At 72.5% G+C, this 22,923-nt stretch carries 8 protein-coding genes; all 8 read left to right on the forward strand.

The genetic code is table 11. The annotated features are described in order from the left end of the window. The first annotated feature begins 648 nt into the window (after positions 1–648). On the forward strand, positions 649–2,106 hold the full coding sequence (locus AB0H81_RS20515; RefSeq protein WP_358376591.1) for a thioesterase domain-containing protein: 1,458 nt from the start codon (positions 649–651) through the stop codon (positions 2,104–2,106). Then, positions 2,103–6,725, forward strand: coding sequence for an amino acid adenylation domain-containing protein (locus tag AB0H81_RS20520; RefSeq protein WP_358376594.1), 4,623 nt, complete (start codon positions 2,103–2,105; stop codon positions 6,723–6,725). Before AB0H81_RS20515 ends, AB0H81_RS20520 begins: the two co-directional genes overlap by 4 nt. Continuing rightward, positions 6,722–12,121: an SDR family NAD(P)-dependent oxidoreductase gene (locus AB0H81_RS20525; RefSeq protein WP_358376597.1), complete on the forward strand. Its 5,400-nt coding sequence runs from the start codon at positions 6,722–6,724 to the stop codon at positions 12,119–12,121. The genes AB0H81_RS20520 and AB0H81_RS20525 overlap by 4 nt, the downstream gene beginning before the upstream one ends. Beyond that, positions 12,118–12,315, forward strand: a complete 198-nt coding sequence (locus AB0H81_RS20530; RefSeq protein WP_358376600.1) for an MbtH family NRPS accessory protein — start codon at positions 12,118–12,120, stop codon at positions 12,313–12,315. Before AB0H81_RS20525 ends, AB0H81_RS20530 begins: the two co-directional genes overlap by 4 nt. Beyond that, positions 12,308–15,448, forward strand: a complete 3,141-nt coding sequence (locus tag AB0H81_RS20535; protein ID WP_358376603.1) for an amino acid adenylation domain-containing protein — start codon at positions 12,308–12,310, stop codon at positions 15,446–15,448. Before AB0H81_RS20530 ends, AB0H81_RS20535 begins: the two co-directional genes overlap by 8 nt. Further along, positions 15,445–18,567 (forward strand): amino acid adenylation domain-containing protein, encoded by a 3,123-nt coding sequence (locus AB0H81_RS20540; protein WP_358376606.1) that lies wholly within the window; start codon positions 15,445–15,447, stop codon positions 18,565–18,567. Before AB0H81_RS20535 ends, AB0H81_RS20540 begins: the two co-directional genes overlap by 4 nt. Further along, on the forward strand, positions 18,560–21,592 hold the full coding sequence (locus AB0H81_RS20545; RefSeq protein ID WP_358376609.1) for an amino acid adenylation domain-containing protein: 3,033 nt from the start codon (positions 18,560–18,562) through the stop codon (positions 21,590–21,592). Before AB0H81_RS20540 ends, AB0H81_RS20545 begins: the two co-directional genes overlap by 8 nt. Further along, positions 21,589–22,923 (forward strand): condensation domain-containing protein (locus tag AB0H81_RS20550; RefSeq protein WP_358376612.1); only part of this gene is annotated, 1,335 nt, incomplete at its 3' end. The genes AB0H81_RS20545 and AB0H81_RS20550, both read left to right, overlap by 4 nt.

Consider the following 22,923-nt stretch of genomic DNA (forward strand, 5'->3'; position numbering starts at 1 on the left):
GAGCAGGACGAGAATGGCTGTGATCCGCATAGCTCGATAGTGGTGCCCGAAGACGGGCGGGCAACAGCCGGGCCACGCGGACAGTATCGCACGATCGGCCCACTCAGGCTCCGCACGGGCCAGCCGGCGACGCGGCACCGCGACCTCGCGTCACAGCACCAGGATCTCCGCCTCGGGGCCGGCGGCTGTCAACAGCCCGCAAGGCCACCGCCAGCAAGATCACCACCCCTCTGACCGATATAGAGAATTGATCTCGACTCAATTTGTCAATAGGGGCAGCTGCCTTGTCGACACTAAGACCGAAATCCAGATTACGGACATCTATAGATGATCAAGATCTTCACTCAGTGTGACCAACGCCTATGGCGTAGGGGATGGCAGAGATCATCTGCGCAGTTGGGGCGGTTGGCCATCCGCCGGCGCGACCACAAGCAGTGAATTATCCCGATGCCCGAAACCTCTATTTCGTCATTGGTTGAAATTTCACCTCTTGACTGCCTTTCGGACCAAATAATAGGAATGGCGTGGCTTGAGGCCATCGACCGATCCTCGCCAGGACGAACCCTGGCGAGCGACCCATACTTTTTGCTGCCCGCGCGACGACCTCGCACGGCGCGGTGGACCTGTCCGGGGGGACTGCGCGTAGCCATGCGAGAGGTACACGTGTTACCCGAGACACCGTTCGCCTCGCTGACGCGATGCCCGCCCGGCACTCGGCTCCTCTACTGCCTCCCCTACGCCGGTGGAGACGTCTCCGCCTTCTGGCCGTGGAGGCAGGCGTTCGACGGAGCCTTCGACATACGGGTGGTGATGCTCCCCGGCCGTGAAGGCCGGGTGGCTGAACCCGGGGCCCTGTCCCCGGAGCTGATCGCACGGTCCATCGCCGCACACCACCACACGCCGTACTCGATCTATGGGCACAGCATGGGCGGCCGGGTCGCCTTCGAGGTGGTCCGCGAGCTACGGCGGCTGGGCGCGCCGGCGCCCGAATGCCTCTACGTCGGCGCCGCGCACCCGCCGGAGCGCCAGGAGACGCTGGGGCGGTGGACGGGCCTGGGTGACGAGGACCTGATCGAAGAGCTGATCCACCGGCTGGGCGCGCCCGCGGAGTTACGGACGCAGCCCGGGGTCAAGGCCATGCTCATCCCCGCCCTGCGGACGGACATGGAGTGGCTGCACCGTTACCGCTTCACCAGGCAGGAGCCGCTCGACGTCCCCATCGTCGCCTTCGCCGGCGCCCATGACCGAGAGGTCGTCCACCCCGTCATGCTCGGCTGGGCCCGCCACACCTCCTCGACCTTCCGCCTGCACACGCTCGACGCCGCGCACCTGTTCCTCGCCACGCACGGCGATCAGGTGGCGCGGACGATCACGGCGGGCCCCCGGCCGAGCCTGGCCGCGGACGAGGTGCACGTGTGGCTGGCCGACCTCGAGGAACTGCCCGAGATGTGCGCGGCCGTGGACGAGCTGTCGCCCAGGGAGGCGGCCCGAGCGGCCAGGTTCCGGCAGGAGGACCATCGGCGCTGGTTCGTCGGCAGGTCGGTGCTGCTGCGACGGCTGCTCAGGGAGTACGGGATAGAGCCGGGCGTCGGCGAGCTGCGCACCCGGCCCGGCGGCAAGCCGTACACCGGGACCGAGCTCACCTACAGCCTCAGCCAATCGGGCGGGCTCGTGCTGGTCGCGCTGGCGACGGGCCGGGAAGTCGGAGCCGACCTCGAGCGCTTCCGCCCGCTGGCCGACGAGCAGGCCTTCTTCGAGGGGGCTCTGGACGAGCGGGAGCGCGACGAGTTCGCCGCGCTGCCCGAGGAGCTGCGGTTGCACAGCGCGCTGCGCACGTGGACGGCCAAGGAAGCGGTGCTGAAGGCGACCGGTGACGGGCTGGGGGTGGATCCGGCGCTGTTCGGGTTCGCCGGGCAGCGATCGGGCGCGACCTGGGTGCCCGAGGCGGCGCCCGAGGTGGCGCGGCTGGCGGAGTGGCGGGTGACGCACCTGCCGCTGGGCCGGGCGATCGCCGCGATCGCCGTCCGCGCGCCGCGCTTCCTGCTGCGTTTCGAGACGGTACGGCAAGGCCGGCTGGTACGGCAGGGTGTGGAGGCCGCAGGATGACGCTCCTCAGCAGTCTGATCACGGCCCAGGCCGCGAAGACTCCCGATGCCCCGGCGGTCCGGCAATGGGACGACGTGCTGACCTACGCCCAGCTGGTCGAGCAGGCGCGGGCGCTGGCGGGCCGGCTCCGCGAGCTCGGCGTCGGGCCGGAGACGCGCGTGGGCCTGTGCGCCCGCCGCACCCCGCTGATGCCGGTGGCGGTGCTGGGCGTCATGCTCGCCGGCGGCGCCTACGTGCCGCTGGATCCGGGTCATCCGCGCAAGCGTCTGGAGGAGGTGCTGGAGGACGCCGGGATCGCGGTGATCGTCGTGGACGGGCGCGGCGGCGAGCTCCTGGACGGCTGCGGCCGTACCCTCGTCGCGGCTTCGGACGGCGCCGCGGCACCGCGGGAGAGCGGCGCCGTGCCGGACGACGCCGCCCTGCCGGACAACGCGGCCTACGTCATCTACACCTCGGGCTCCACCGGCCGTCCCAAGGGCGTGGTGGTCAGTCACCGCAGCGCGGTCGCCTTCGCCACCTCGACGGCCGCGCACTTCGGCCTGGACGCGAGCTGCCGCTCGGTCGCCTTCTCCGCGCTGGGCTTCGACGTCTCGGTGCTGGACATGCTGGCCCCGCTGACCGCCGGCGGCTGCGTGCAGCTGGTACCGGACGAGGACCGGGTGGACCCGGCCCGGTTGCAGCGCTTCCTGGAGGCGCACGACGTCACGTGGGGATTCATCCCGCCCGCGTTGCTGCCGCTGGTGGATCCGGCGCGCCTGCCGTGCCTGAAGGACGTGGTGACGGCGGGCGAGCCGCCCGGGCCCGAGCAGGTGGCGCGGTGGTCGGCGCACGCGCGCTTCCACAACTGGTACGGCCCGACCGAGTCGACCGTCTGCGTGGTGGGCGGCGAGTTCGACGGCGTGTGGGAGCGGCCGCTGCCGATCGGGCGGCCGCTGAGCGGCTGCCGGGCGCACATCCTCGACGAGGAACTGAACGAGTGCCCGCCCGGCGTGCCGGGTGAGCTGTTCATCGGCGGGCCACAGGTCAGCCGCGGGTACCTCGGCCGGCCCGGGCTGACGGCCGAGCGTTTCGTCCCCGACCCGTTCGCCGCGGAGCCGGGCGCGCGGTTGTACCGGACCGGCGATCACGTGGCGTGGGAGGAGGACGGCCAGATCTCGTTCATGGGCCGCCTCGACCGCCAGGTGAAGGTCCAGGGGCAGCGGGTGGAGATCGGCGAAGTGGAGTCGGCGCTGCGCGCGCATCCCGGTGTGCTGCAGGCGGTGGTGGACTTCGCGGGCGAACTGGTGGCCTACGTGACGCCAGAGGACGCGCCCGGCCTGGCCGAGCTGCGGGAGGATCTGGCGGTACGCCTGCCGCCGTACATGTTGCCGAGCAGGCTGGTACGGCTGGCCATCCTCCCGCTCAACGCCTCGGGCAAGGTCGACCTCGCCACGCTCCGGGCGCGGTCCCAGCCGGAGCGGGGAAGCGGCGCGGGACTGGCCGGGATCTGGGCGCGGGTGCTGGAGGCGCCCGCCCCGGACGACGGAGACGACTTCTTCCAGCGCGGCGGGCACTCGCTGCGGGCGATGCGGCTGGTGGCCTCGGTGCGCGCGGAGCTGGGCCGGGCGGTGTCGGTCGAGGACGTGTACGCGGCCAGGACCTTCGGCGAGCTGCGTGCGCTGGTGGAGCGCGCCCCGCGGGAGACCGCCGCGGCGCCGCCCACCGGCAGCCCTGCCGCGCTCTCCCCCGCCCAACGCCGGATGTGGTTCGTCGAGCAGCTGGCGCCGGCGTCCACCGCGCACAACATCGCGATGGCCGAGCGGATCCGCGGCCCGCTCGACACGGCCGCGCTCCATCGCGCGCTCACGGCCGTGGTGGCGGTCCACGAGGCGTTGCGCTGGCGGGTGGGCACGCGCGACGGGATCCCCGAGGTGACGGTCGCGCCGCCGGGCGAGGTGCCGCTGCCTATCGACGACCGCTCCCCCGACGAGCTGGACGAGGCGTTGCAGGCGGAGGCGCGGGCGCGTTTCGACCTGGCCGCCGGGCCGCTGTTCCGGGCGCGGCTCATCCGGCTCGGCCCGGACGAGCACGTGCTCTGCCTGACCGCGCACCACCTGGTGTTCGACGGCTGGTCGCAGGATGTGCTCTACCGGGACCTGGCCGTCGCCTATCGCGGCGAGCAGGTCGAGGTGCCAGGGCACGGGTTCGCCGACTACGTGCGCTGGCTGCGCGGGCACGGCGACGGCCAGGCGCTGAGCTGGTGGCGAGAGCACCTGCGCGATGCCCCGCTGGTGCTGGATCTGCCGAGGGACGGGGCCAGGCCGCCCGCGCAGACCTTCCACGGCGCCTCCTGCCGGGGTGCGCTGGATCCGACGCTCGCCAAGCGGGTGGCCGAGCTGGCCGCGGGACTGGGGACCACGCCGTACGCGGTGCTGCTGGCGGCCTTCGGCCGGCAGCTGTCCAGGCTGTCGGGGCGGGACGACCTGGTGGTGGGGGCGGCGTACGCCGACCGGCCGCACGTGGCGTTCGAGTCGCTGGTGGGGATGTGCGTACAGGTCCTGCCGCTGCGGCTGCGCCCCCAGGGGGACTTCGCGGAGCAGGTGACGGCGTGCGCGGCCGAGCTGGGCGCCGCGATCAGGCACCGGGACGTGCCGCTCGGGCAGCTGCTGGAGTCGCTGCGACTGCCGCGCGACCTGAGCCGCAACCCGATCACGCAGGTCATGTTCAACATGTACAACTTCGCGCAGGCCCGGCTGGAGCTGGCCGGCTGTGCGAGCGAGCCGTTGCGGCCCGGGCTGCCGGGGGCGCTGTTCGACCTGACGATGTACGTGAGCGAGCAGCGCGACGGTTACGCGCTGGAGCTGGTCTACAACCCCGACCTCTATACGGCCGAGCGCATGGCGGCGCTGGTCGACGGCTACGTCGAGCTGCTCGACGAGCTGCTGACGGGGCGGGTGGGACACGACTCCCCCGACGCGGAGCTCCCGGGCTGGGACGGGCCCGGGCTGCTGGAGCTGGTCGGCGACACGCATGCGGGGACGCGGCGGCGGACCGAGGCGACGCTTCGGGAGGCGGGTGTCGAGCCGGGGGCCGTGGTGGCCGTCGTCGCCTCCCGGGTGCCCGAGCTGCCGGGGATCCTGCTCGGCGTGCTGGCGGCCGGGGCACGGTGGGTGGTGATCGACTCGGCCTATCCCCCTGCCGTCCAGGAGAGGCAGATCGCCGCCGCGGGAGCCCGGGCGGTTCTCCGGGACCACGGGATCGAGCTGCGCGAAGGCGGCGTTGAGTTGCCGGGGCCGGGCTATCTCTCGATGACCTCGGGCACCACGGGCGTTCCCAAGGCGGTTGTCGCCCCCGAGAGGCCGCTGGCCCATTTTCTCTCCTGGTATGTCCGCACCTTCACCGTCGAGCCGCACGATCGGTTCGCGCTCCTGTCCGGGCTCGCCCACGATCCGGCGCTGCGCGACATGTTCGTCCCGGCCGCGGCGGGCGCCGAGCTGTTCGTGCCCGAGCAGGAGCTGACCCGCGATCCCGCCAAGCTCGTCAGCTGGCTGCGCGAGCACGCGATCACCGTCCTCCACCTGACGCCACAGCTCGCGGCGATGCTGGCCGGCACCGGCGCCACGCTGCCCGACGTGCGGCTGGCCGGCGTGGGTGGCGACCTGTTCACCGGTGCCGAGGCGGGCAGGCTGCGCAAGCTCGTGCCCCATGCCCGGCTGGTCGCCTTCTACGGCACGACCGAGACGCCGCAGGTGCACGCGTGGCACGAGCTCACGGAGCCGTACCCGGAGATCGTGCCGATCGGGCGGCCCGTCGAGGGCAGCGAGATCATCGTGGTGGCGGACGGCAGGCGGGCCGGCGTGGGCGAGCTCGGCGAGGTGGTCGTCCGCAGCCGCCACCTGGCCACCGGCTACCTGGACCCGGCGCTGACCGGCCGGCGCTTCGACGGCGACCGCTTCCGCACCGGGGACCTCGGCCGGCGCAACCCCGACGGCACGATCACCCCGGCCGGGCGCGCCGACGACCAGGTGAAGGTGCGCGGGTTCCGGGTCGAGCTGGGCGAGGTGGAGGCGGCGCTCGCCGCCTGCCGGGACGTGCGCGCCGCCGCGGCCAGGGTCGAGGGCGGCACGCTCACCGGCTACGTGGTGCCCTCCGGACCGGGGCTGGCGGCGCATCGAATCCTGGAGGAACTGCGCCGCGTGCTGCCCGAGCACGCCGTGCCCACCGAGGTGGTGGCGCTGCCCGCGCTGCCGCTGACGCCCAACGGCAAGGTGGACCGCGCCGCGCTGCGTGGGCGGCCGATCGAGCAACCGAAGGCCGGCGACCGCCTCGACGGTCCCACGCAGAGGACCGTCGCCCAGGTGTGGCATGCCGTGCTGGGCGTGCCGCGCCTCGGCCCCGACGACAACTTCTTCGAGATCGGCGGCCACTCGCTGGCCATGGCCGCCGTGCAGGCGCGGCTGAAGGCGGCGACCGGCCGCGAGATCCCGATCGTGGAGCTGTTCAGGCATCCCACGATCCGGACACTGGCCGCCCATCTCGATGGCGCGGGCGGCAGTCCGGGGCTGGACCGGGCGGCGCGCCGCCTGGCCGTACGACGAGACAGGTTGAGGAACCGCAACGAGAAGGGGACTACCCCATGACGGACGAGCCCACGGCTGAGCCGATCGCGATCATCGGCTTGTCGTGCCGGGTCCCGGGAGCGGGTGACGCGCAGCAGTTCTGGCGCAACCTCGCCGACGGCGTCGAGTCGCTGACCACGTACACGCTGGAGGAGCAACGGGCGCTGGGCGCGGCGGAAGGGCTGCTGGCCGACCCGAACTTCGTGCCGGCCGCCATGGTGCTGGAAGACCACCAGGACTTCGACGCGGCGTTCTTCGGCATGTCGATCAGGGAGGCGGAGGTCCGCGATCCCCAGCATCGGATGTTCCTCGAGCTGTCGCACACGGCGTTGGAGGACGCGGGCTATGACCCGTTCCGCTATCCGGGCGAGATCGGCGTCTACGCCGGGACCGGGGCGGACGTCTACCAGTGGCGCAACATTCGCAGCAACGCCCAGGCCCACAAGAACGCCGGGTGGCTGGCGGTCATGGTGGGCAACCACGTCGACTACTGCGCGACCCTCACCTCCTACAAGCTCGACCTGCGCGGCCCCAGCTACACCGTGCACACCGCGTGCTCGACCGCGCTGGTGGCGTTCCACATCGCGTGCGAGGCGCTGCGCAACGGCGAATGCGACATGGCGCTGGCCGGCGCGGCCATGCTGGACCTGCCGCAGGGCGAGGGGTACATCTACGACCAGGACGGCATCGTCTCGCCCGACGGGCACACCCGCTCCTTCGACGCCGACGCCGGCGGCACGATCTGGGGCAGCGGCGGCGGCGTCCTCGTGCTGAAGCGGCTGTCCGAGGCGATCGAGGACCGCGACAACATCCGCGCGGTGGTCCTGGGCAACGCGATCAACAACGACGGCGCGGGCAAGGTGGGCTTCTCCGCGCCGAGCATGGACGGGCAGGCCGCGGTGATCGCCCAGGCGCTGGGCGTGGGCGGCGTGGATCCCCGCACGGTCACCTACGTCGAGGCGCACGGCACCGGCACGGCACTCGGCGACCCGATCGAGGTGGCCGCGCTGTCCAGCGTGTTCGCGCAGCACACGACCGACACCCAGTGGTGCGGCATCGGCTCGGTCAAGAGCAACATCGGCCACCTCGGCCAGTCGGCCGGCATCCCCAGCCTGGTCAAGACGGTGCTGGCGCTGGAGAACAAGCTGATCCCGCCGACACTGCACTACAAGAGCCCCAACCCCAAGATCGACTTCCCGGCGAGCCCGTTCTACGTCGTCTCCTCGCCGACGAAGTGGGAGCCCGACGGCTTCCCGCGCCGTGCGGGTATCAGCTCGTTCGGCATCGGCGGCACGAACGCGCACGCCGTACTGGAAGAGGCGCCGCCGCGCCCGCCGCTCCCCCGCGAGCGGCCCGCGCACCTCCTGAAGCTGTCGGCCAGGACGGAGTCGGCGCTGGCCGCCGCGCGGGAACGGCTGGCGGCGCACCTGGCCGCGCACCCCGAGACGGATCTGGCCGACGTGGCCTTCACCCTGCGCGTGGGCCGCCGCGAGCTCAAGCACCGGGCCGCCGTCGTCACCACGTCACCGGCCGACGCGGTGGCCGCGCTGGCCGACTCCAAGCGGATCGTCGCCGGCGCCAAGCCGAAGCGCCCCCCGCAGGTGGCCTTCCTCTTCTCCGGTCAGGGCTCCCAGTACGGCGGCATGGCCGCGGAGCTGTACCGGAACGAGCCGGTCTTCCGCGAGGCGATCGACGAGTGCGCGGCCATCCTGGACGTGCGCGAGCAGATCTTCGCCACCGGCGAGGAGGCGGACGAGGCGCTGAGGCAGACCTCGCTCACCCAGCCCGCCCTGTTCACGGTCGAGTACGCGCTGGCCAGGCTCTGGCTCTCGCTGGGCGTGGAACCGGCCGCGATGATCGGCCACAGTATCGGCGAGTACGCGGCGGCCACCATCGCCGGCGTCTTCACCCTGCCCGACGCACTGCGGCTGGTCGCGGCGCGCGGGCGGCTGATCCAGGGCATGCCGCCGGGCTCCATGCTGGCCGTGCAGCTCATGCCCGACGAGATCGCGCCGATGCTGCCCGACGACGTCTCCGTGGCCACCATCAACGGCCCCGGCACGTGCGTGGTGGCCGGCCCGTCCGAGTCGATCAGGGAACTGGCCGAGATGCTGGAGGAGGAGGGTATCGGCTGCACCCCGCTGCGCACCTCGCACGCCTTCCACTCGGCGATGATGGAGCCGATGCTCGGCGAGTTCCGCGAGCTGGTCGCGGCCGTCGAGCCGGCCGCGCCGAGCCTGCCGTTCCTGTCCAACGTGACCGGCACCTGGATCACCGCCGCGGAGGCCACCGACCCGTCCTACTGGGCCAGGCACGTGCGCGAACCGGTCCGTTTCGGCGACTGCGTCTCGACGCTCCTGGCCGACGGCGAATGGATCATGATCGAGTGCGGGCCGGGACGGCAACTGTCCGGCCTGGCGGACACCCAGCTGCCCGCCGGCGCGATCGCCCCGCTGCCGTCGCTGCCCGGCCCGCGCGATCGAGCCGGTGACGTCGCGGTCTTCTCCCAGGCCGTGGGCGCGCTCTGGGTCCACGGCATCGAGCTGAACGACTTCGGCGCCCCCGGCTTCCGCGTCTCGCTGCCGGGTTACCCGTGGGAGCGGCAGCGCGCCTGGATCGACCCCGACCCGCAGGGCGCCTTCGTCGGTGGCGTCGCCCGCCCGCAGCGGGCCGACGGGCCCCTGCCGCCCGAGCAGTGGTACGGCGTGCCCGTCTGGCAGCAGGCGCCCGCCCGTCCGGCGACGCCGTCGCCGATCACGCGCTGCCTGGCCTTCGTGGACGAGGACTCGGCCACGCTGGCCGACGCGCTGCGCGCTTCCGGGGCCGAGGTTCTGGAGGTACGGCCGGGCACCGCGTTCGGCGCCTTCGACGGACACTTCACGGTACGGCCGGCCGTGCGGGAGGACTACGACGCGCTGCTCGAAGCGGTCGGCGAGATTCCCGAGCGGATCGTGCACGCCTGGGCCCTCACCGGCGACGAGCAGACGTGGGCGGCACAGGACCGCGGTTTCTTCGGTGTCCTGGGTCTCGTGCAGGCGCTGTCGGCGGCCCAGCCGCCGGGTGGTGTGCAGCTCGATCTGGTGACCGCGGGCACGATGGACGTCGTCGGCGACGATCTGACCAGGCCGGAACACGCGACGCTGGCCGCCTTCGCCCGGGTCGTCCCCCTGGAGACGCCGTGGCTGCGTGTCCGCCACATCGACGCGCCGGATCTTGACGCGGTGCGTGGCGTCGCCGCCGAGCTGGGCCGCGAGGCGGAGCCCGGCGAGGCCGGGCTGCTGGCCCCGGTCGCCCTGCGCGGCGGGAAGCGGTGGCTGCTCGGATACGAGCAGGTGGAGGTGGCGAGCGAGCCGGGCGAGCCGCGCGACGGCCAGGTGTATGTGATCACCGGCGGTCTGGGCGGCATCGGCGTCTCGCTGGCCGAGGACCTGGCGGCGCGCGCCCGCGTCAACCTCGTCCTGCTGTCCAGGAGCGGGCTGCCCGACGGCCCGCCGCGCTCGGCCCGCGAGGCGCGCGCCGTCGAGGCGATCCGCCGGATGGAGGCCGCCGGGGCGCGGGTGCTGACCCTCGCCGCCGACGTGACGGATCCGGCGGACATGCGCCGGGTCAGGGACGAGACGCTCGCCGCCTTCGGCCGGGTGGACGTGCTCGTCCACGCGGCCGGCCTGCCCGGCGGCGGCATGGCCCAGATCAAGGAGAGGGAGGCGGCGGAGGCCGTGCTCCGCCCCAAGGTGCTCGGCACGCTGGCGCTGCAGGAGGCCTTCGGCGACCTGGAACTGGAAGCCGTGGTGCTCTGCTCGTCGATCACCGCGGTGGCGGGCGGGTTCGGGCAGATCGACTACTGCGCGGCCAACAACTTCCTCGACGCGCACGCCCGCGCCGGACGAGGCTGGAACGCGTCCCAGGTCGTCAGCGTCAACTGGGGCAGGTGGCTGGAAGTCGGCATGGCGGCGGAGACCGCGGCGCCCGCCGGGTTCGTCGCGTTGCAGCGCGGCGACCGGATCAAGGCGATCGACCACCCGGTCCTCGACGCCCGGCACGCCGGCGAAGGACTCGACTGGTGCAGCGGCACGCTCTCGCCGGGCACGCACTGGGTACTGGACGAACACCGCATCGCCGACGTACCGGTGCTGCCGGGAACCGGTCACGTCGAGCTGGCCAGGACGGCCGCCGAGGCGGTGCTCCCCGGCAGCGGGCTCATCGAGCTGCGCGACGTGGTGTTCGTCGAACCGCTGTCGGTGGCCGACGGGGCGACCGCCGAGGTACGGGTGGTCTTCACCCCGGAGGCGGACGGCGCGGAGTTCCAGGTGCAGAGCATCATCGGCGGAACACACCGCACCCATGCCAGAGGCATGGCGGCCAAGGTGGACCCGCCGGCGGCCGACCGCGTGGACCTACGCGCGATCATGGATCGCTGTGTGCCCACGGCGGACGGGCAGGGCGGCGTCCCACTGTCGGGTCTGCTCACGCTGGGCGGGCACTGGCACAGGACCCTGACCGCCACGCACACCGGCAGCCAGGAGGCGCTCGGCCTGTTCGAGGCCAACGACGTGCTGCTGGTCGATCTCGACCGCTGGGGGCTGCACCCGGCCCTGCTCGACGCCGCCACCACCTTCAGCTGGATCCAGGTCGAGGGTCACTACCTGCCGCTCGGCTACGGCCGCATCACCGTGCGCGGGAGCCTGCCCGAGGCGTTCTGGAGCCACCTGCGCATCACCAGCACCGACACCGACGAGGTGCTGGTCGTGGACGTCACGTTGATCGCGCCCGACGGCACGGTGCTGGTGCAGATCTCCGACTACGTCCTCCGGCGGATCGACACCGATGCCGTGGTGGCCGGGGTCGTCGCCAGCGCCGACTCCCAGCGCGCCGCCCCGGCCGCGGCCGCCGCGGCCGACGACGCGGGCGGCATCAGGCCGGCCGACGGGGCCGTCTCGCTGCGCCGGCTGCTCGCCGCCCCCCTCGGCCCCCAGGTCGTGGTGGCAGCCAGTACGGTGGCCGAGCTCGTCGCCGGCGTCGGCTCGCTGACCCAGGACACCGTCGAGACCGAACTCGATCCGGCAGCGGTCGCCGACCGGCAGGACAAGGCGCCTGCCGAGGGTTACGTCGCCCCGCGCAACGACGCCGAGGCCACGATCGCCCGCCTGTGGGGCGAGGTGCTCGGCGGCGACCACATCGGCATCGACGACGACTTCTTCGAGCTGGGCGGCAACTCGCTCATCGCGGTCCAGCTCATCGCCCTCATCCGGAAGGAGCTGGGGGTGCGGCTGCCGATGCGCAGCCTCTTCGAGGAGCCGACCGTGGCCGGGGTCGCAGCCCTGATCGACGCCGCCGCGGCGACCACTTCTGGGTCCACCCCGGGCACCACCGGGCCCGCCACCCAGACCATCCCCCGCCTTCCCCGGAGTTCCGCATGAGCACAGACGCAGAGACCAAGGTCGTTCTCAACGACGAGGAGCAGTACTCCATCTGGCCCGCCGGCCGGGACAACCCCTCCGGCTGGTACGACGCCGGCTTCTCCGGCACCAAGGAGCAGTGCCTGGAACACATCGAGCAGGTGTGGACCGACATGCGGCCGAAGAGCCTGCGAGAGGCGATGGACAGTGAGTGATGCCTTCCCCGCGTCCTCCGGCCAGGAGCGGATGTGGTTCCTTTCGCGCTTCGAGCCCGACCTGGCCGTCTACAACATCGGGATGTACATGCCGATGGCGGCCAGGCAGCCGGTGGACCCGCGCCGGCTGGAGCGGGCGATCGACATCGTGGTGCGGCGTCATGAGGCGTTGCGCACCACTTTCGAGTTCCGCGACGGGCAGGTCGTGCAGATCGTCAGCCCCGACGCGCCGCCCACGGTGCTGACGGAGACGGACCTGACCCACCTCCCGCGGGCCGACGCGGAGGCGGAGCTGGCCCGCCTGGCCAAGGCGGACGCGGTCCTGCCGTTCGACATGGAGCGGGCGCCGCTGTTCCGTGCCAGGCATGTCAAGCTGGCCGAGGACGATCTGCGGCAGGTCATCGTCTTCGATCACACGATCTTCGACGGCGTCTCCTCCATGATCTTCATGGACGAGGTCGGGGAGTGTTACGACGCGCTCGGCGAGAACCGGGCGCCGAAGCTGCCTGACCTGCCGATCCAGTTCGCCGACTTCGCCGTGTGGCAACGCGGCAGGTTGTCCGGCGAGTTCCTGGAGAGCGAGCTGGCGCACTGGCGCGAACGACTGGCCGGGGTGCCCGCCGACCTCGCGCTGCCGGGCGACCGGCCGCGGCCGGCCCGCCGTACCTATCGGGGCGGGATACAGCTCGGCGCCTACTCCCCCGAGCTGTCGGCAAGCGTGGAGCGCCTGGCCAAGGAGCTCAACACGACGCTGTTCACGGTGATGCTCACCGCGTACGCGGCCGTGCTGTCGCGCTGGTCAGGGATCGACGACATCGTGGTGGGCACGCCGGTCGCGGGACGGCTGCTGCCCGAGACCGAGCCGGTCATCGGCATGTTCGTCAACGCGGTGCCGCTGCGCGTGGACCTGTCGGGCGCGCCCAGCTTCCGTGAGGCCGCCGCCCGCGTGCGGGCGACGGTGGCCGAGGCGCTGGACCATCAGGAGCTGCCGTTCGAGCGGCTCGTGGAGGACCTGCAGCCCACCCGGGATCTGAGCGTGCCGCCCCTCTATCAGGTGATGTTCAACCTGGCCATCCGCACCAACGAAGGGCAGGTCGCCAACGGCACCGCGAAGGTGGACATCCAGCTCGACGTCAACATGCGCGACGGGCAGCTGCACACCCGGCTGGAGTACGCCACCGACCTGTTCGAGCCGGAGACGATCGAACGCTTCGAGACGAACCTGCGGACTCTGGTCGAGTCGGCCGTCGCCGACCCCGACCGGACGGTTTCCGCGCTCCCGGTGCTCGCGGGGGACGAGCGTGAGCGGGTGCTGGCCCTCGGGGCCGGCGGGCCCGAGGCCGCGCCCGGGACCCTGCACACGCTGATCGAGGCCCAGGCCGCCGCGACACCCGACGCTCCCGCGGTGCTCTTCGGCGATGTCACGCTCACCTACGCCGAGCTCAACGGCCGCGCCAACCGGCTCGCCCGGTGGTTGCGGCACATCGGCGTCGAACGTGGCCAGCCTGTCGCGGTCCGTGCGGAACGCTCGCCCGAGCTGGTCGTCGCGCTCCTCGCCGTCCTCAAGGCGGGCGGGGCGTACGTGCCGCTGGACCCCGAATACCCGCAGGACCGGCTGGAGTTCATGCTCTCCGACTGCGGCGCGCGGGTGCTGCTCACCCAGCGCCACCTGCCACCCGGCGGGCCGATCAGGACGGTGCTGCTGGAGGACGACCACGACCTCGACTCCGGCGATCTCGAGCCGGTCACCGGACCGGACGACGCCGCGTACCTGATCTACACCTCGGGCTCGACCGGCCGGCCGAAGTCCGTGGTCAACACCCACCGCGGCATCGTCAACCGCCTCGCCTGGATGCAGGAGACGTTCGGCCTGACGGCCGGCGACGTGGTGATGCAGAAGACCCCGACCAGCTTCGACGTGTCGGTGTGGGAGTTCTTCTGGCCGCTGCTGCAGGGCGCCTGCCTCGTCCCGGTACGGCCGGGCGGCCACCGCGACCCCAGCCACCAGCGCGACCTGATCAAGCGGCACGCGGTCACCACGATGCACTTCGTGCCGTCCATGCTCGCCCTCTTCCTGGAGGAGGCGAACATCGAGTCGTGCACGTCCCTGCGGCGCGTGGTGTGCAGCGGCGAGGAGCTGCCCCCCAGGTTGGTGGCCCGCTTCTTCGACCGCCTGCCCGGCGTGGAGCTGCACAATCTCTACGGCCCCACCGAGGCGGCCGTCGACGTCTCCTGGCACGCCTGCCGGCCGGGCGAGACGGTGATCCCCATCGGCCGCCCGATGCCCGGCTGCCGCCTGCACGTCCTCGACGAGCACCTGGAGCCGATGCCCGTCGGCGTACCCGGTCACCTGCACATCGGCGGCGTCCAGGTGGCCCGCGGCTACGCGGGACGGCCGGGGCTGACGGCCGAACGCTTCGTCCCCGACCCGTACGGCCCGCCGGGCGCGCGCTTGTACGCCACGGGCGACCTGGCCAGACTGCGCGCCGACGGGGAGCTGGAGTTCCTCGGCCGCATCGACGACCAGGTGAAGGTGCACGGCTGGCGAGTCGAGCTGGGCGAGATCGAGGCGGCGCTGGCCGAGCACCCCCAGGTGCGCAGGGCCGTTGTGGCCCTGCGCGACGACGCGCCGGGCGGCCGCGGGCTGGTGGCCTACGTGGACTGGACGGGCGAGGCGAGCCGGCTGTCGCACGAGATGCGGACCGGGCTGGCCCGCACGTTGCCGCCGGCGCTGGTGCCGCAGGCGTTCGTGCAGGTCACCGAGTTCCCCCTGAGCCCGAGCGGGAAGCTCGACCGCGCCGCGCTGCCGGCGCCCACGGGGCCCGGCCGCAGCGACCTGGGCACCACCTATGTCGCGCCGGAGACGCCGCTGGAGGAGGAGCTGTGCGCGCTCTGGGGCGAGCTGCTCGGCCGTGACCGGGTGGGCATCGAGGACGACTTCTTCGCGCTCGGCGGGCACTCGCTGCTGGCCGTCCTGCTGATCACCCGGTATCGGGAGGCGTACGGGATCGAGATGAACCTGCAGGTCTGCTTCGAGCTGACCACGGTGGCCGAGCACGCGCTGGCCGTACTGGAACTCCAGCTCGGCGACGTCGAGCTGGACGATCTGCTGGCGGAGGGCGCGGACGGATGAGTGAGGTGAGAGGGCGGCTGGCCCGGCTCAGCCCGGAACAGCGCGCGGCGCTGGAGCGCAGGCTCCAGCGGCAGCCGAAGGCGCGGCCCACCGGCATTCCCGCGCGCAGCGATCCGGACGCGCCGGCGCCGCTCTCCTACGGGCAGGAGCGGCTCTGGTTCCTGCAGCGGCTCGACCCTGCCGACGCCTCCTACAACATGTACATGGTGCAGCGGCTGCGGGGCGAGCTGTCCATCCAGGACCTCGCCGGGGCGCTGACCACCGTGGCGGCGCGGCACCCGATGCTTCGGGCCCGCTTCCCCGCCGTGGCGGGCAGTCCGGTCCAGGTCGTCGAGCCGGAGCTGAAGCTCGATCCGGTGCTGGTGGACCTCGCGGACCTGCCCGCGTCCGAACGCGAGGCCCGCGCCACGGCGATCGTGGCCGAGCTGACCAATGCGCCGTTCGACCTGGCCACGGGCCCTCTGGTGCGGGTGCATCTGATCACGCTGTCGGCAACCGATCATGTGCTCTGCCTGGTCCTGCATCACCTGGTGGCCGACGGCTGGTCCCTGAAGATCATCTTCTCCGAGCTGGCCGCCTGCTACACCGGGAACGCGGCCGCGCTGAGCGCTCCCTCGGTCGACTACCGCGACTACGCGGCCTGGCAGCGTGGCCGGGAGCCGTCGCAGGAGTCCCTGGACTACTGGCGGGCCCAGCTCGACGGCGTGCAGCCGCTCGACCTGCCCACGGATCGGCCGCGGCCGGCCGTTCGCCGGCCCAGTGGCGACTACTGCGCGCGCCGCATCGGCCCCGAGCTGACGGCCCGCCTGGAGCAGCTGGCCAGGGACGAGCGCGGCACGCTCTTCATGGTCCTGCTGGCCGCCTACCAGCTCCTGCTGGCGGCGCACTGCGGCACGGACGACGTCACGGTCGGCTCGGTCATCGCCGGTCGTGATCGCCCGGAACTCCACGACGTCGTCGGCTTCTTCCCCGAGACGCTCGTGCTGCGCGGCGATCTGTCCGGCGACCCGTCCTTCCGCACGCTGCTCGCGCGGACCAGGGCGACGGTCCTGGACGCCTTCGCGCACCAGGACATCCCCTTCGAGCGCCTGCTCAACGACCTCGGCATCCGCCGCGACCTGAGCACGACGCCGCTGTTCCAGGCGATGTTCGTGATCCAGGACAAGGAGGCCTCCGCCCTTCCGCTGCCGGGCATCGAGGTGGAGATGTTCGACCCGGGGGCGACCCAGGCGAAGTTCGACCTGATGCTGGACATCACCCAGTTCGACGGCTCCCTCTGGGCGATGCTGTCCTTCGCCAGCGACCTGTTCGAGGAGGAGACCGCGACGCGGTTGCTGCGGCGCTGGGAGCGGGTGCTGGAGACGGTCGCGGGTGACCCGGGCGCGCCGCTGTCCGCGCTGCGCGCGGCGATGATTCTGCCCGAGGACAGGCTGCCGGTCCTCGACACGCCGCAGCCGGCCGCGCGCGACGTGCTCGACCTCTTCCATGAGCGCGTACGGCTGGCGCCCGACGCGCCGGCGGTGAGTCACGGCACCCGCCGGGTCACCTACGCCGAGCTGGACGCCATGGCCGCCGCGCTGGCGGGGCGCCTGTCCAAGGCCGGAGTCGGCCCGGACACGGTCGTGGGCCTGCGCGCCAGGCGCTCGGTGGAGCTGATCGCCGGGATGCTCGCCGTCGGCAAGGCAGGCGGCGCCTACCTGCCGCTCGACCCGGCTTACCCGCCGGAGCGGCTGCGGTGGATGGCGGCGGACGCGGGCGCGGCCCTGGTGCTGGACGAGGACGATCTACGCGAGTCAGAAGAATCGCCCCATGCCTCAGTGCCGGGCTCGCTGGCCTACGTGATCTACACCTCGGGCTCGACCGGACGCCCCAAGGGCGTGGAGGTGCCGCGCGAAGCGCTCGCCTCGCGGGTGAGCTGGATGCGGGAGCACTACGAGCTCGGGCCGGGCGACCGCGTCCTGCAGTTCGCCTCGCCGAGCTTCGACACGCACGCCGAGGAGATCTACCCGGCCCTGGCCGCCGGCGCCGAGCTCGTCCTGTGCCCGGACGACCCGCTGCCCGACTTCCTGAAGACTCCGGAAGGTTCCGCGCTCACCGTGCTGGACCTGCCCACGTCGTACTGGCAGGAACTGCTGGCCATGGACGTCGCCTGGCCGCCCGGTCTCCGGCTGCTCATCCTGGGCGCCGACCCGCTGCCGGGCCCCGCCCTGGCCACCTGGTACGAGTCCGGGCCCCCCGGCGTTCGCCTGATCAACAGCTATGGCCCCACCGAGACCACGATCATCGCCGCCACCGCCGACATGGACCCCGCCGAAGCGCTGCGCCGCCCGACCGTTGGTGTCGCCCTGCCCGGCACCACGCTCGAGGTGCTGGCCCCCGACGGGCTCCCGGTACCGCCCGGTGTCGCGGGCGAGCTCCACATCGGCGGCAGCGGCCTGGCGCGCGGTTACCGGGGCGCGCCCGCCCTCACGGGCGAGCGCTTCGTCCCTGGCCCTGACGGCTCGCGCCGCTACCGCAGCGGCGATCGGGCCCGCTTCCGCCTGGACGGCAGGCTGGAGATCCTCGGCCGCATGGACCGGCAGGTGAAGGTGCGCGGTTTCCGCGTGGAGCCGGGCGAGGTGGAATCCGTGCTGCTCGCCCACCCGTCAGTACGGCAGGCCACCGTGGTGGTCCGCGACGACCGCCTGATCGCCTACGCCGTCCACGACGCCGGAGCCGCGTTACGCGATCACCTCATCGCCGAGCTCCCCCCGCACATGGTGCCCGGCGCGATCGTCTCGCTCGACCGCATCCCGCTGACCCCCGGCGGCAAGGTCGACCAGGATGCTTTGCCCGCACCGGGCCAGCAGCTGAGCACGGCGTACGAGCCGCCGGCCAGCGCGGCCGAGGAGCTCGTCTGCATGGTCTGGTCCGAGGTGCTGGGGCTGGAGCGGGTGGGCGTGCTGGACGACTTCTTCCAGCTCGGGGGCCACTCGCTGCTGGCCACCAGGACCACGGCCCGCATCGCCGCGGCCGCCGAACTGGAGGTGCCGCTCAAGCTGGCCTTCACCCACCCGACGCCACGCCTGCTGGCGGCGGCGCTGGAGCACCTGGCCGAGGAGGCCGACGAGCGTGGATGAGCGGCGTGCGCGCGTGGAGTCCCGTTTCCGCAAGGCGGTGGCGGGCTTGGGCGCTGCGGAGGAGATCCCGCGACGTGCCGAGGGCAGCGATCCGCCGCTGTCGTTCGCGCAGGAGCGGCTGTGGTTCATGGAGCAGTTCGCCCCCGGGACGAGCGCCTACGTGCTGCCCGTGTCGGCCAGGCTCCGCGGCCCGCTCGACGTCGAGCGGCTGCGGCAGGCGCTCGACGCCGTGGTCGCCCGGCACGAGAGCCTGCGCATGACCTTCCCCGCCGGCCCCGATGGGCGGCCGGAGGTGCGGGTGACAGACCGGGTACGTGTCCCGCTGCGCGTCGTGGACGTGACGACGGAGGCGGCGGCCAGACAGGTGCTCAGCACCGACGCCGCGCTGCCCTTCGAGCTGGCGACCGGTCCGCTGCTGCGCGCCACGCTGGTGCGGCTGGCGCCCGACGACCACGCGCTGCTCGTCGCCGTCCATCACATCGTCGCCGACGGCTGGTCGGCCGACCTCATCCTCCGCGAACTCCTGGCGCCACCGGAGAGCGGACCGCGGCTGGGTTTCGGCGATTACGCGTTGTGGCAGCGAGAGCGGCTGAGCGGCGCGCGTCTGGCCGATGACCTGAAGTTCTGGCGCGGCGAGCTGGACGGGTTGCAGGTGCTCGAGCTGCCCCTGGACCGGCCACGCCCGCCTCGGCAGGGCTTCCGGGGCGGCTGGCACGACCTGGAGCTGGACGTGGCGGCCTTCCGCGAGCTGTGCCGGGCCGAGGGGGCGACGCTCTACATGGGGCTGCTCGCCGCCTTCCAGGTGCTGCTGGCCCGCTGGTCCGGCATGACCGACTTCGCGGTGGGGTCGCCGGTGGCCGGGCGGACCAGGCCGGAGTTCGAGGAGATGGTGGGGCTGTTCGTCAACCTGCTCCCGCTGCGGGCGCGGCTGGCGGGCGATCCCGGGTTCGCCGAGTTGCTTCGCCGTACGCGGGACGGGGCGCTCGAGGTCTACGACCACCAGGAGCTGCCCTTCGAGAAGCTGGTCGCCGAGCTGGACCCCGAACGCGATGTCAGCCGCCCGCCGCTGGTACAGGTGCTGTTCGCGCTGCAGAGCTATCGCGACGGCGGCGAGGGCTTCGAGCCGGACAGCACGACCACCCGGTTCGACCTGGAGCTCTACGCCGCCGAGCGCGGTGAGCTGGTGCAGGGGCGCTTCGTCTACAACGTCGAGTTGTTCCAGCCGGAGACGATCGAGCGGCTGGCGCGGCGGTTCGCCGCACTCCTGCGTGCTGTGGTGGCGGCGCCCGACGTGCCCGTGGGGCGCCTGGACATCCTGCCGGCCGAGGAGCGGGAGCAGATCTCACGGTGGAACGCCACCGCCCGGGAGCATCCGGGCGGGTCCCTGCACGAGTTGGTCTTCGAGCAGGCGGAGCGGACGCCGGAGGCGACGGCGCTGGTCTTCGAGGGCGAGCGGCTGACCTACCGCGAGCTGGCCGAGCGGGCCCGCGAAGTGGCGGCCGGGCTTGACGTGCGGGTGGACCAGCCGGTCGGCGTCTGCATGGAGCGCGGGCTGGACCTCCCGGTCGTGCTGCTCGGGGTGCTGGCGGCCGGCGGCGCCTACCTGCCGCTCGATCCCGGCCATCCGGCCGAGCGGACGCGCGGCATGCTGGCCGACGCGGGTGCCGACCTGGTGCTCACGGCAGCGGACAGGCATGCGGGCCCGGCGCCCGTCGTACGGGTGCGCGAGGACAATCTGGCCTACGTCATCTTCACCTCCGGCTCCACCGGACGGCCGAAGGGCGTGGGCGTCTCCCACCGCGCCATCGTCAACCGGCTGCGCTGGATGCAGGACACCTTCCAGCTCACCCCCCAAGACCGCGTCCTGCACAAAACCCCCACCACCTTCGACGTCTCGGTCTGGGAACTCTTCTGGCCCCTCATCACCGGCGCCACCATGGTCATCGCCCGCCCCGACGGCCACCGCGACACCGCCTACCTCCGCGACCTCATCAAAAACGAAAACATCACCACCGCCCACTTCGTCCCCTCCATGCTCCAAGCCTTCCTCGAAGAAGACGACATCCAGCCCCCGCCACGCATCATCTGCTCCGGCGAAGCCCTCCCCACCGGCATCGACCTCCCCGGCCTGCACAACCTCTACGGGCCCACCGAAGCCGCCGTCGACGTCTCCTGGCACCCCTGCCACCCCGGCGAACCGACCGTGCCCATCGGCAAACCAGTCGACAACACCACCCTCCACGTCCTCGACGAGCACCTGCGCGAAGTCCCCATCGGCACACCCGGCGAGCTCTACATCGGCGGCATCCAACTCGCCCGCGGCTACCTCAACCGGCCCGGCCTGACCGCCGAACGCTTCCTCCCCGCACCCAACGGCCAACGCCTCTACCGAACCGGCGACCTGGCCCGCTGGCTGCCCTCCGGCGAACTCGAATACCTCGGCCGCACCGACCACCAGGTCAAGATCCGCGGCATGCGCGTGGAGCTCGGCGAGATCGAGGCCGTCCTGCGCGAACAGCCCGGCGTCACGGGAGCGGCGGCCAAGCTCGTGGACGGCCGCCTGGTCGGATACGTCGTCGGCGACATCCCCAACCTGTCCGGTCTGCTGCCGGATTTCATGATCCCGACAGCGTGGGTGCGGCTGGACCGCCTGCCCGTCACTCCCAACGGCAAGCTCGACCGCGCCGCCCTTCCCGCCCCCAGCCGCCCGGCCGACCAGCCTTGGGAGCCGCCACGCGGCGAAGCGGAACGCGCCGTCGCGCAGGTCTGGCAGGAGGTTCTCGGCCTCGGCCGGGTCGGCAGGAACGACACCTTCTTCGCCGTGGGCGGCGACTCGATCAGCAGCCTCAAGGTCGTGGCCCGGCTGCGCGCCATGGGCTACGGCGTGGAACTGCAGCACCTGTTCACCCATCAGGCGGTCGCTGAACTGGCCACCGCCCTGCGGCCGCGTCAGGCCGTACCGGAATCCACGGCGGGAGCCTTCGACCTGCTCAGCCCGGCGGACCGAGAGAGGCTCACGCGATGATCATCGACGCCTACCCGCTCAGCGCTCTCCAGGCGGGGATGCTGTACCACAGCGAGCTGGACGGCGTGACCTTCCATGACCACACCACGCTCACACTGCGCGGCACGTTCGACGAGGCGGCGCTGGTCAGGGCGTTGGACGAGCTGTCGGCGCGGCACGAGGTCCTGCGGACCTCCTTCGACCTGACCGGGTTCAGCGAGCCCGTCCAGCTCGTGCACGACCGCGCGGAGATCCCGCTGACCGTTTCCGGCGGCGAGCCGGAGTACGGGCCGTTCGACTGGACGCAGGCTCCCCTGCTCCGCGTCCACGTGCGGCCCGAAGCCGGCAGGTTCGCGCTGACCGTCTACTTCCACCACGCGATCCTCGACGGGTGGAGCGTGGCGACGCTGGTCAGCGAGCTGCTGGCGCGCTATGCGACGCCAGGGCTGCCGGTGGAACCGCCGGGGGCGCGCTTCCGTGACCTGGTGGCGGCCGAGAAGGCCGTGCTCGCCCGTCCGGAGGCGGCGGAGTTCTGGCGGGAGACGATCGCCGAGGCACCGGAGGGCCGGTTGCCCCGGATGCCCGGCTACCCCACCGGCGGACCGCGCAAGGTCGAGGTCCTCGCCACGGCACTCCCCGCCGACCTGGCGAAAGCGCTGGCCGAGGAGGCGGCCGCCGCCCGGGTGCCCCTGCGCTCGGTGCTGCTCGCGGCGCACGTGCGCGTCATGGCGCTGCTGACCGGCGACCCGGACGTCCTCACGGGGATGCTCACGCACAGCCGCCCGGAGAGCGAGGCGGGTGCCGAGGTGCTCGGCCTGTTCCTCAACACCCTCCCGCTGCGTGTGCGCGCCGACGCTCCCGAACTGGTCCAGCGGGTCTTCCAGGCGGAGGTGGCGGCGCTGCCGTACCGGCACTTCCCGCTCTTCGAGATCCAGCGGGCCAGCGGTCGCGCGCGCCTGCTGGACACGCACGTGGACTTCCGCGACTTCCACGTGGACGGCGGCGCCGCCACGCCCATCGAGGGCCAGGACTTCTTCGAGCAGACCGACTTCGCCTTCAGTGCGGCCTTCGTCCGGACGCCCGGCCAGGGACTGACGCTGACCATCTCCTACGACACCACGCAGTTCCCCTCCTGCCAGATCGCGGAGATCCGGGATCACTACCTCCGCGCCTTGTCAGGACATATTGGTATCTCGCCGCAGGACGCGGCTCAGCTCGCGCTCTGGAACTCCACCGCCCGGGAGCATCCGGGCGGGACCCTGCACGAGTTGGTCTTCGAGCAGGCGGAGCGGACGCCGGAGGCGACGGCGCTGGTCTTCGAGGGCGAGCGGCTGACCTACCGCGAGCTGGCC

The sequence above is a fragment of the Nonomuraea sp. NPDC050691 genome, from assembly GCF_040654455.1.
Classification (GTDB): Bacteria; Actinomycetota; Actinomycetes; order Streptosporangiales; family Streptosporangiaceae; genus Nonomuraea.